Below are 11,039 nucleotides of genomic sequence, written 5' to 3' on the forward strand. Positions count from 1 at the left end.
TGATCTCGCTCGGAGGGGTGAACACGCAGCGTTGTCGAAAGATTCGACGCCGACCGGTTCCGCACGCGGGACCGGGAGCAATTGTGGGAGCGCTCCCAACGCATTCGGTGACAATTCCGCGTGAAGTGGAGTCGAGAATCGCCCGCCTGGCAGAACCCGAGGTCTCCGCACTTTTGCGGCCCCTGTGGGCGGTCCGGCCATTCCTACCATAACGATGTCACCGGTCGGGCTAACGCGGCCCCGCACATCGCGATATTCGCGCTATGGGGAGTGATTCCACGCCGGCAGTACGACTCGCACCCCATGCCCACTGGATGCAAACCACCAGCCACCTGGAGTGCCGGATGAACAGCCGAGTGGTCGAACTCGAATCCGTCCTGTCGCACGCCACGCCCGACCGTCGCCAGGCCCAGCACCTGGCGGTCGAACTGGCCGACACCCTCGACGCCACCACCGCCCGGCGGCACCTGGACCGCCTGCTGCGCTGCGTGACCGCGTTGACCCGGATCGGTTCGGCCGAGGCGGGCGAGGAACTCCTGGACGCGATGCTCGACCTGGTCGAGCCGGGCAGCGACGAAGCCTCGAAGGTGCGCGACCAGCGCGCCTTGGTCGCCGTCGCGCGCCGGACCGACACCGCCGGACCCGCCGTCCCGATCCCCCACCCCGCTCACCCCCGAACCACCCCACCGACGCCGCACACGCCCAGCCCCCGCCGCCCCGACTCCCCCACCCACACCGCGCCACACGCCACCGCGCCACACGCCACCGCGCGCCCGGCGGCACCGGCGGCCCGAATCGGCCACGAGACGACCGCCCGCCACCACGACCCGGCCGCGGGCGGCACCGCGCAGCCCTACCGCCGCGCCACGGACCCGGCCCAGCCGCACGACCGCGCCGCCGCGCAGCCCTACCAGCGCACACCCGCCACGGCCCAGCCGCACGAGCACGCCACCGCCCGGCCGCACGAGCGCACCGCCGACGCCACCGCGCTGACGCGGGCCCCGCAACCCCACCCCCGCACCACCAACGGCCGGCCGGTCGAGCGCGCCGCGCACCCCTTCGGCCACGCCGCCGCCCGTCAGCACCTGCCCCACGGCACGGCCGGCCTGGCGGCCATCGGGGTCGTGCCCTCCTCCGGCACCCCCGACCTCCTCGCCACCCCCGCCGGCGCGCTGCCCGTCCTGGAAGCGGAGCTGCGGCGGGCCACCGCCGCGTTCGGCGCGGACGACCAGCGCACGATCGCCGCGCTGGTGAACCTGATGTCCTCGCGGTTCCAGGACGCCCGCGACCGGGGCAGCGCGGACGAGGCCCAGACCGCCGTGGACGACCTGCGCGAAGCCTGCGACCGGGCGATCACCGCCCTGGGCCCGCACCACCCCAAGGCCCTGGTCGCCCGCTCGAACCTGGCCTCGGCCGAGTTCGAGCTGGCCCGCGTGCGCCGCGCCGCCGGGCAGACCCAGCTCGCCCTGCCCGCCCTGCGCGCCGCCGCGGACACCGCGTTCGCCCGGCTCGGCCCGGACGACCCGCACACCCTGGTCGCGCAGTCCAACCTGGCCGCCGCCGAGCTGGAGGTCGCCCGCGTCGAGGGCGCGCACACCCAGGCCCGCCGCGCGATGGACACCGTCCGCACCGCCGCCGCCCGGGTCGCGTCGGTGCACGGCGCGGACCACCCGGCGGCCCGGCTGATCGCCCACCAGCTGCGCGCCTGCGAGACCCACGCGATGGACCCGGGCGCGAGCCTGGAGGACGTCCACGTCCCGGTGGACGAGGCCGCCCGCCTGCTCAGCCGCACCCGCCCCGCGATCCCGCTGACCCGCAGCCCCGTGCCGCACCGCGTGTCCGCCCCCTACGGCCCGGTCAACACCGACCCGCAGTGGCCCGCGGCCAGCCTGCTGGGCCGGCTGCGCGACCACACCCGCCAGGAGCTGCTCACCATCGGCACGGTCGTGCGGTACGCGGGCGAGCGGGAGCTGATCGAGCAGGACGCCCGCGACACCCACGCCTACCTGCTGCTGGACGGCATGGTGAAGGTGCAGGTCACCGACGAGGCCGGGGACACCGCCGTGCTCGCGGTCCGGGTGGCGGGCGACCTGGTCGGCGAGATGGCCGCGCTGGACCACAAACCCCGCTCCGCCACCGTCGTGACCTGCGGAGACGTGGTGGCCAAGCTGATCACCAGCGCGGAGCTGACCGCGTTCATGCACCGCCACAACGACATGTTCGTGGAGCTGATCGGCGTCATCGACGACCAGCTGCGCTGGGCCAACCAGCGCCGCCGGGACTTCCTGTCGCACTCGGCCGCCGAACGGGTCGCGCGGGTGCTGGCCGAGCTGGTCGGCTCCTACGGCCGGGAGGAGCGCGGCGGCTGGACGCTGGGCATCCCGCTGACCAAGGTCGAACTGGCCTCGATCGCCGGCATGAAGCCGCGCACCGCGGAGAAGGCGTTCAGCGACCTGCGCAAGGCCGGGGTGGTGATCAGCCACTACCGCCGTGACGTGCTGGTCCCCGACCTGGACCACCTGCGCAGGTTCGCCCGGATGACGTGATCTGATCACCGCGGTCACACCCGGGCGGCGGCGTCCGTCAGGGAGGTGGCGGCACAACGTGATCGGAGGAAGTCGACCGTGGACGACACCACTTCCCTGGCGGAGCGCTTCGACGCCCACCGGGGGCACCTGCGCTCGGTGGCCTACCGGGTGCTGGGTTCGGCGAGCGAGGCGGAGGACGCCGTCCAGGAGGCGTGGCTGCGGTTGCGGCGCTCGGACGCCGACGGGATCGCCAACCTCGGCGGGTGGCTGACCACGGTCGTGGGCCGGGTGTGCCTGGACATGCTGCGGTCGCGCTCGGCGCGGCGCGAGGACCCGCTGGACGAGTTCGTGCCCGAGGCGGTCTCCGGCGACGACCCCGAGCACGAGGCGGTGGTGGCCGACTCGGTCGGGATCGCGCTGCTGGTGGTGCTGGAGACGCTGACGCCGGCCGAGCGGCTGGCGTTCGTGCTGCACGACCTGTTCGGGGTGGCGTTCGAGGAGATCGCGCCGATCGTCGGGCGCACCCCGGCCGCCGCGCGCCAGCTCGCGAGCCGGGCGCGGCGGCGGGTGCGGACGGGGTCGCCCGTGCCCGACGACCTGAGCCGGCAGCGGGAGGTGGTGGACGCGTTCATGGCCGCCGCGCGCGGGGGCGACTTCGACGCGCTGCTGGCCGTGCTGGACCCGGAGGTCGTGCTGCGGGTCGACTTCGGCGCGCTCAAGCCGGAGCGGCCCGTGGTGCGCGGCGCGGCGGCGGTGGCGGGCCAGGCGCTGGCGTTCCGCTCCGCCTCGCGCGAGGGCCGGCACGTGCTCGTCGACGGCGGCCTGGGCGTGCTGTCGTCGGAGCGGGGCGTGCCGGTGTCGCTGCTGGGCATGACCGTGTCGGGCGGCCGGATCGTCGCGATCGACATCCTGGCCGACCCGGCCCGGGTGCGGGACCTGGAGCTCATCGAGCTGGACTGAGCCAGCCGTCCAGGGTCGCGTTGCGGAACTTGCCGGCCGGGTCGAGGGCGGCGCGCAGGCGGGCGAACCGGGGCAGCCCGGGGTAGTCGCCGGGGTGGGTGGACAGCTTGCCCCAGTGCGCCCGGGGCCGCCACGGCGCCAGCGCGTCCTCGATCCGGGCGAGTTCGGCGTGCACCGCGTCGTCCTGCCGCCAGGTGAAGTGGAACGCGGCGCCGGCCCGGCCGGAGGTGGGGCTCAGCCACTGCTCGTCGGCGGCGACCGTGCGGATCTCGGAGGTGAGCAGGAGGTCGCCGAAGTCCAGCCGGGCCAGGGCGGCGAGCGCGGCGGCGGCGTGCTCGCGCGGCACGAAGTACTCCGACTGCAGCTCGCGGCCGACGCTGGGGGTGAAGTCGGCGCGGAAGTGCGGCAGCCGCTCGTGCCACGGGCCGGGTTCGCCGAGCTGGGCGGTGCAGTGGTGGGCCGGCTGGCCGGGGACGGGGTGCAGCGGCGCGGTGGCGTCGTGGCCGCCGGTCCAGGCCAGGTCGGCGGGCGGGTCGCCGACGCGTCGCTTGACCCACACGCGGGCGGTGCCGTCCCAGGTGGTGAAGGCGCTGACGCTGTGGGCGGCGGCGAACACGTCGTCGAACCGCTCGACCAGCGCGGCCAGCGGCACGTCGGCCACGACCCGCTGCTCGACGTCGAACGTCGGCACCACGGCCAGTTCCAGCGCCACCACCACGCCGAGCGCGCCCAGCGACACCACCACGCCGTCGAAGTCGGGTTCGCCGCGCCGGTGGGTCACCAGGTCGCCGTCGGCGGTGACCAGGTCCAGCGACCGGACCAGGTCGGCGAGGGTGCCGACGCCGTCGCCGGAGCCGTGGGTGCCGGTGGCGACCGCGCCCGCGACGGTGACGTGCGGCAACGATGGCAGGGCGGGCAGCGCGAACCCCTTGGCGTGCAGGCGTTCGGCGAGGCCGGCCAGCCGGGTGCCGCCGCTCACCCGGACCGTGTCGGGGCCCAGCTCGAACACCTCCGGCAACGCGTCGAGCCGGATGAGGGTGCCGGTGGTGTCGGCGACCCGGCTGAACGAGTGGCCCGCGCCCAGCACGTGCGCCCGGTTCGCGGCGGCCACCACCCGCCGGACGTCGTCGACGGAGGTCGGGGACTCGACGCGGTCCGCGGTGAAGGTGAAGCTGCCCGCCCAGTTCGTGGTCACCCGCGCGATTCTGCCGGGCCCTCCCGGTCCAGCGGACCCCACTCCCGGGCGTGGGCGGCGACCAGCTCCTCGCACTCGGCCAGGGCGTCGTCGCCGATCCAGGCCAGCGGTTCCCGGCACTCCACCAGCGGCTCGTTGTCCGGGCCGCGCCCGGCCTCCTTGCCGATGAGCACCCACGGCCGCACGCCGGGACCGCGTTTGTGCTGGAGGTGGCGGTAGTCGTGCAGGCGGCGGGCGACCCACAGCCGCAGCGACCGGTCGCCCCACCACGGTTCGACGGCCAGCGGGTTGGCCGACAGGCCCGGCAGGCGCACGCCGGTCAGCCCGTCGCGGCTCTGCCGGCCCTCGTCCGCGTCCGGGCCCTGCGACCAGCGCACGAAGAGGTGGTCGCCGTGTTCGGTGAGCAGGTCGACCACCTGGTCGAGGGTGGCCAGGGTGCGCATCACACGGGCTCCATGCCGCCGGCGTCGTCGCGCGGCACCGACTCGTCGGGCTCGGTGTTGGGTTGGTTGACCTGCTCGTCGGCGACGGTCGGCCGGGTGTGCTCCTCGGCGAAGTCGGGTTCCTCGGGTTCGGGTGTGGTCATGGCGGGGGGATATCCCGTCGCCGGCGGTTCGAACCCGTCGGGCGCGGGGTACGCGGTGACCATGGGCCATGACACGGTGACGGCGCGGCACTCCCTGTGGACGACGGACCAGGACGAGTTCCCTCGGGCGGGTGACGGCCACTTCGACGTGGTGGTGATCGGCGGCGGGATCACCGGGGTGACGACCGCGTTGCGGTTGAAGGAGGCGGGCGTGTCGGTGGCGGTGGTCGAGGCCGACCGCGTGGGCGGTGGGGTCAGCGGCAACAACACCGCCAAGGTGACCGCTTTGCAGTCCACCGTGTACTCGACGATCGCCGACAAGCACGGCCAGTCCGCCGCGGCCGACTACGCCGCCGCGAGCGCGGCGGGGGTGGCGGAGGTGGCGCGCCTGGCCGTGCACTGCGACCTGCGGCGGGCCCCGGCCTACACGTTCGCGTTGAGCCCCGACGAACTGTCCGCCGTGGACCACGAGGCGCTGACCGCGGCGCGCGCCGGGCTGCCGGTGGACCGGGACCGGGGCGAGGGCATGGGCGTGCCGTTCGAGGTGTTCGCGGCGGTGCGGCTGGACGACCAGCTCACGCTGCACCCGGTCAAGTACGTGACGGGGCTGGCGCGGCGCATCCCGGGTGACGGGTCGGCCGTGTACGAGCACAGCCGGGTGACCCGGGTCGGTGAAGGTTCACCCTGCCGGGTGGTCACCGAGACCGGGACGCTGACCGCGGACCGGGTGGTGGTGGCGACGCACTACCCGTTCCTGGACCGGGGGCTGTACTTCTCGCGGTTGGAGCCGAACCGGTCCTACTGCGTGGCGGTGAAGCTGCGGTCGGGCGCGCCGCCGACCGGGTTGGCGATCAGCGCGGGCAGTCCTTCGTGGTCGTTGTCGGCCTACCGGGACCTGCTGATCGTGTGTGGACGGTCGCATGCGACCGGGGACTCGCCGGGTGACCCCTACGGCGAGCTGGAGGCGTTCGCGCGGCGGCACTGGGACGTCGGGTCGGTGACCCACCGGTGGTCGGCGCAGGACCCGTCGGCGTTCGACAAGTTGCCGATGATCGGGTCGTACACGCCCGGGTCGTCGCGGCTCTACGTGGCCACGGGGTTCATGAAGTGGGGGCTGTCGACGGGGACGTTCGCGGCGATGATCCTGTCCGACCTGCTGCTGGGGCGGGACAACCCGTGGGCCGAGCGGTTCTCGCCGCACCGGGTGTCGTTGAAGTCGCTGCCGGCGCTGGCGCAGATCAACGGGCGGGCGGCGGTGAGCTTCGTCGGCGACCGGCTGCGCACGTCGGACACCAAGTCGGCCCGGGACGTGCCGGCGGGGTCGGCGCGGGTGGTCGGTGACGCCGGGGTGTACCGGGACGAGTCGGGGGCGCTGCACGCGGTGTCGTTGACGTGCACGCACCTGGGGTGCCGGGTGCGGTTCAACGACGCCGAGCGGACGTGGGACTGCCCGTGCCACGGGTCGCGGTTCGGGGTGGACGGCGAGGTGCTGGAGGGGCCGGCGACCAAGCCGTTGGCCCGGCGTGAGGTGACCGACTGACGGCGGTCGGAACCCTTCGGGTGGATCTCTGCGTCTCAGCCGCCGGGAGGTCCCGGACATGCTGGGGTACGTGACGCTGGTCGGTGCCGTCGCCGCTGTGGTGGCGCCGTTGCTGTCGGGTGGTGCGGCCCGCTCCGACGTGGTCGATCCGACGGTGATCGGGTTGGCGGTCGGGGTGGTCGCGATGGCCGCGCTCGCCCGGGCGCGGGCCGCGCGGGTGGTGGCCGTGTGCGGCGCGGTCGCGGTGGCCGGCGGGTGCGGGTGGTTGCTGGCGGTGGACCTGGGCACCGGGCTGGCCGGGCCGCGGGTGCCGGTGCTGGCGGCCGGGGCGCTGGTCGTGGCGGTGGGTGCCGCGTGGTCCGCCGCCCGGCGCTCGGGGCCGGAACAGGCCGGGTCGGGGCGGTCCGGGTCGGGGCGGGTGGGGCTGGTCAGGGTGGTGGCGGCGGTGGTCGCGGTCGGGGTGGTCGTGGTGGCTCCGGTGGTGGCCGAGGGCGCGGTGGTGCGGTCGTCGCCGCGGGAGGCCCGGGGATTCGACGCGCCGGCGGTGGTGGAGCGGCCCGGTGGTGGGCAGTGGGCGTGGCAGCCGGGGGCCGCGGTGGTCGGGGTGGTCTCGGCGGGGCACGGGGTCGTGGTGGCGTTGGCCGACGGTTCGGTGGTCGCGTTGAGCGGTTCCGACGGGCGCGAGGACTGGCGGTACGGCCGGCGGGGCGCTCAGGTGGGCGCGTTGGCGGCCTCCGTGGACCGCAGGACGGTGGTGGCGACCTTCCGGACCGGGCGGGACACGCGCCGGCACCTGATGGTCGTGTTCGACGCCGACACCGGGCGGGTGCGGTTCGAGCGGTTGGTGCGGGCGGTGACCGCGGAGGTGGACGACATCGTGCCCGGCACCCGCACCCTGGCGTTGCCCGAAGGCGCCGGACTGACCGGGTACGACCTGGTCACGGGCGAGCGGCGGTGGCGGTGGTCGCCGTCGGACGGGTGCGCCGCCCCGTACGTGCGAGCGGTGCGCGGCCGGTCGACGGCGTTCGCGGTGGAGGAGTGCGCGGACCGGCTCGTGGTCGTGGCGTTGGACGAGGTGACCGGCGAGCGGCGCTGGGAGCACCGGGTGCCGTTGGCTGGTTCGGGTGGTGAGCGGCGGGACGTGCACCTCAAGGGCACGCCGGACGGGTCGGCGGTGTCGGTGCGGGTGGTGACGGCGGATGTCGCGCCGGGTGCGGTCACGGACGGGGTGTTCGACGCGGACACCGGGGCGTTGTCGGCGCGGCCGGCCCGGGAGTCTCCCCCGGACGATCCGGCCTGTGCCGGCCGGCGCACCCAGGTGACCACCGCGACGACGTACTTGCGGGTGTGCGACGACAACGGCCGTGAGCTGACCGTGGTGACGCAAGGGTTGGACGGGTCGGCGGTGACCCGGACGCCGGTCCGGCTGGACGGTTCGGGGTCGCCGGCGCAGGTGCACCTGGTGCCCGCGCCGGGCGCGGTCGTGGTGGCGCGCAGCGCGTTCGGCGGCACGCCCGCGCCCGTGGTCGGTCTGACGGGGCCTTGATCAGGTCAGGCGGGTGCTGATCGCCAGGCGGTTGAACGCGTTGGTCACCAGGCTGACCCAGATCAGGCTCTGGGTTCCGGGTTCGCCGTGGTCGCGGATGGCGGCGGTCAGGACCTGGTCGGGGACCCGGCCCTCGTGGACCAGGGTGACCGCCTCGGCCAGGGTGAGCGCGGAGCGTTCGGCCGGGGTGAACAGCGGGTGGGTGTGGTGGTCGGCGACCACGTCCACGCGCCGCTCCCCCGCCTCCAGCGCCTGGCGGGTGTGCAGGCGGATGCAGTAGGTGCAGCCGTTGAGCTGGGAGCAGCGCAGCCGGACCAGTTCCAGCAGGCCCACCGGCAGGGGGCTGTCGGCGTCCACGGCCTTGGACAGGGCGACCAGGGCGTGGTAGCCGGGGCCGGCCAGGGGGTCGAGGGTCATGGGGTTCCTCCGTGGCGTTCGGCGGCCAGTCGGGTGAGGGTGCGCAGGCAGACCTTCCCGGTGTGCGCCACCGGGAACTCGGGCAGCACGAGCAGGTACTCGGGCAGCTTGTGCGGGGTGACGCCCTGGTGGTGCGCGAGGAACGACGTGAGCTGGGGCAGGTCCGGCGGCGGGTGGCCCTGGCGGGGGCGGACGCAGGCGCACAGGCGTTGCCCCAGGTCGGGGTCGGGGACGGGCACGCACGCCACCTCCGACAGCGCCGGGTGCGCGACCAGCGCCTGTTCGACCTCGGCGGGGCTGATGGTGTAGCCGCCGCGGATGACGACCCGGCGCAGGCGCCGCTCGACGTGCAGGGCGCCGGTCTCGTCGAACCGGCCCTGGTCGCCGGTGCGCACCCACCCGCCGGGCAGCCGCGAGGACGGCGCGGCCACGTGGCACAGCGGGGTCATCGGGCCCAGGGCGCAGATCTCGCCGTCCACGACCCGGATGTCGGTCACGGCGGGGTCGGGGCGGCCCACGCCGTGCTCGGGTGTGGTGGTGTGGCAGTTGACGCCGTCGGAGGAGCCGTAGACGTTGACCACGTCCACGCCGAACGCCGAGCGGCACGCCCGCAGGGTCGGCGGCGGCAGGACGTCCCCGCTGGACACCAGCGCCCGCACCGATGAGGTGTCCACTGTGGACGCTTGGTTGGCCAGGCGGCGCAGCATCGCCGGGACGCCGAACACGTGGGTCGGGCGGTGGTCGGCGATCACGCGCAACGCTGCGGCGGCGTCGAAGCGGCGTTGCAGCAGCAGGGTCCCGCCGAAGCGGCACAGCGTGATCGTGGCCCCGAACGACCCGAAAGCGGAGGACAGCGGCACCAGCACCAGGTCCCGCCACACGCGGGTGTCGCCGTGGACGGCGCGCAGGTAGTTGCCGCGCCCGCCGGCGAAGGCGTTGTGCGAGTAGGCGACCATCTTCGGCTCGGCCTCGGAGCCGGAGGACACCAGGATGCGGGCCGGGGCCTCGGGGTCGACGGGTTCGGGGTCGCGTTCGGGGCCGCGCGCGGTGGGCGGGACGACGCAGCGCAGGTGGGACAGGCCGGGTGGCACGGGCGCGGCGGTGATCAGCGCGGTGGCGCGGGCGCGGCCGAGCAGGCTCATGGCGTCGGCCAGGCCGCCCGCGAAGGGCAGCGCCACCGCGCCGATCGCGGCGACGGCGAGTTCGGCGATGACCGCGTCGCGGCCGTTGGGCACGCGGATGCCGATGACGTCGTGCGGCCCGAACCCGGGCAGCGCGCCGGCCAGGCCGCGGGCCTCCGCGTCGAGGGTGGCGTAGTCCAGGCTGCCGCGTTCGTCCACGACGGCGGTGCGGTGCGGGTGGCGGCGGACGCGGTGGCGGAACAGGGTGTGCAGGTCGCGGTCGGGGCAGTGGCCGGCGGCGACCCAGGCGCGGCGCAGGTCGGCGGGGACGAGGTCGGCCAGTTCCAGGCCGGTGGTGGAGCGCCAGGTCATCGGAGGAACTCCCACGGCGAGAGCGGCACCGGGCACGGGACGCGGTGCAGGGCGCGGGCGAAGCGGGGGTCGTGGGCGAGCGCGGCGAGGTCGGTGCACACCGGCACGGTCAGCGGCGCGGCGCACCGGCCGCGGGCGCGGGCGTTGAGCCGGGACGCGGCCGACAGCAGCGAGGACGCCACGGACTGGCCGTGCCCGGTGCGGTGGCGGCGCAGCAGCCCGGCGACGACGCCGTGCGCGGCGACCAGGCCGCCGAACACGTCGACCAGGGTCATCAGCGACGGCGGGACGCCGGCGTGGGCCTGGACGACGAAGTCGGTGCCCAGCGGCGGGTTCGGGCCCAGGGCGTCGCCCCAGCCGGAGGCGTGCGCGTAGACGATGCCGGGCCGCACGCGGGCGACGTCGGCGGGCCGCAGCGCCCACGCGGCGGCCTTGCCGGGGGCCCAGTTGTGCAGGAACACGTCGGCGCGGGCGAGCAGGTCGAGCAGGTCCAGGCGGCCGGCGACGGTGGCCAGGTCGATCTCGACGGTGGCCTTGCCGTGGTTGAGCGCGAGGAACCGGGCGGAGGTGCCGCCGGCCAGCGGGGGCACGCCGCGCGCCGGGTCGCCGCCGGGTGGTTCGACGCGCACGACGGTCGCGCCGAGCAGCCGCAGCAGGTGCCCGGCCAGCGGGCCCTGCACCCGGCGGCAGGACTCGACCACCAGTTCCTGCACCACCTTGTAGTGGTTGCCGGTGGTGGTGCGGGTGAACAGGTCGTAGGACAGGCCCAGCCCG

General features: G+C 75.3%; 10 protein-coding genes. 4 read left to right on the forward strand and 6 right to left on the reverse strand.

The annotated features are described in order from the left end of the window. The first annotated feature begins 344 nt into the window (after nucleotides 1-344). Both AB0A74_RS15055 and AB0A74_RS15060 read left to right on the forward strand, forming a co-directional pair. Nucleotides 345-2,546, forward strand: coding sequence for a cyclic nucleotide-binding domain-containing protein (locus AB0A74_RS15055; RefSeq protein ID WP_358249649.1), 2,202 nt, complete (start codon nucleotides 345-347; stop codon nucleotides 2,544-2,546). 78 nt (nucleotides 2,547-2,624) lie between these two features. Then, the gene (locus AB0A74_RS15060; RefSeq protein ID WP_358249651.1) at nucleotides 2,625-3,488 is read left to right on the forward strand and encodes a sigma-70 family RNA polymerase sigma factor; all 864 of its coding nucleotides are present in this window, start codon (nucleotides 2,625-2,627) and stop codon (nucleotides 3,486-3,488) included. On the opposite strand, the gene AB0A74_RS15065 is transcribed toward AB0A74_RS15060, so the two are convergent. From AB0A74_RS15065 to AB0A74_RS15075, 3 genes are read right to left on the reverse strand one after another with little or no spacing between them, the layout of a single operon-like run. Continuing rightward, nucleotides 3,472-4,683: an FAD-binding protein gene (locus AB0A74_RS15065; protein ID WP_358249653.1), complete on the reverse strand. Its 1,212-nt coding sequence runs from the start codon at nucleotides 4,681-4,683 to the stop codon at nucleotides 3,472-3,474. The two genes, AB0A74_RS15060 and AB0A74_RS15065, sit on opposite strands and share 17 nt — an antisense overlap. Next, complete coding sequence (locus tag AB0A74_RS15070; RefSeq protein WP_358249654.1) at nucleotides 4,680-5,126, reverse strand: DUF6098 family protein; 447 nt, start codon at nucleotides 5,124-5,126, stop codon at nucleotides 4,680-4,682. Before AB0A74_RS15070 ends, AB0A74_RS15065 begins: the two co-directional genes overlap by 4 nt. Then, entirely contained in the window at nucleotides 5,126-5,269 is a 144-nt protein-coding gene (locus AB0A74_RS15075) for a hypothetical protein (RefSeq protein WP_343933372.1), read from the reverse strand. The genes AB0A74_RS15070 and AB0A74_RS15075 overlap by 1 nt, the downstream gene beginning before the upstream one ends. Between AB0A74_RS15075 and AB0A74_RS15080 the strand changes: the two genes are divergently transcribed. Together AB0A74_RS15080 and AB0A74_RS15085 are read left to right on the forward strand one after the other, a co-directional pair. After that, nucleotides 5,268-6,809, forward strand: a complete 1,542-nt coding sequence (locus AB0A74_RS15080) for an FAD-dependent oxidoreductase (RefSeq protein ID WP_358249656.1) — start codon at nucleotides 5,268-5,270, stop codon at nucleotides 6,807-6,809. The two genes, AB0A74_RS15075 and AB0A74_RS15080, sit on opposite strands and share 2 nt — an antisense overlap. A gap of 58 nt (nucleotides 6,810-6,867) precedes the next feature. Next, nucleotides 6,868-8,355: a hypothetical protein gene (locus AB0A74_RS15085; RefSeq protein ID WP_358249658.1), complete on the forward strand. Its 1,488-nt coding sequence runs from the start codon at nucleotides 6,868-6,870 to the stop codon at nucleotides 8,353-8,355. Here the strand turns inward: AB0A74_RS15085 and AB0A74_RS15090 are convergent, their stop codons facing one another. The 3 genes from AB0A74_RS15090 to AB0A74_RS15100 form a co-directional block, all read right to left on the reverse strand. Further along, nucleotides 8,356-8,772: a carboxymuconolactone decarboxylase family protein gene (locus AB0A74_RS15090; RefSeq protein WP_358249660.1), complete on the reverse strand. Its 417-nt coding sequence runs from the start codon at nucleotides 8,770-8,772 to the stop codon at nucleotides 8,356-8,358. Next, the gene (locus tag AB0A74_RS15095; RefSeq protein ID WP_358249662.1) at nucleotides 8,769-10,265 is read right to left on the reverse strand and encodes an AMP-binding protein; all 1,497 of its coding nucleotides are present in this window, start codon (nucleotides 10,263-10,265) and stop codon (nucleotides 8,769-8,771) included. Before AB0A74_RS15095 ends, AB0A74_RS15090 begins: the two co-directional genes overlap by 4 nt. Next, nucleotides 10,262-11,039, reverse strand: a 778-nt coding sequence (locus AB0A74_RS15100; RefSeq protein ID WP_358249664.1) for a CoA transferase, incomplete at its 5' end; no start/stop codon positions are given. The genes AB0A74_RS15095 and AB0A74_RS15100, both read right to left, overlap by 4 nt.

It is taken from the genome of Saccharothrix sp. NPDC042600, assembly GCF_040647305.1.
Lineage (GTDB): Bacteria > Actinomycetota > Actinomycetes > Mycobacteriales > Pseudonocardiaceae > Actinosynnema > Actinosynnema mutabilis.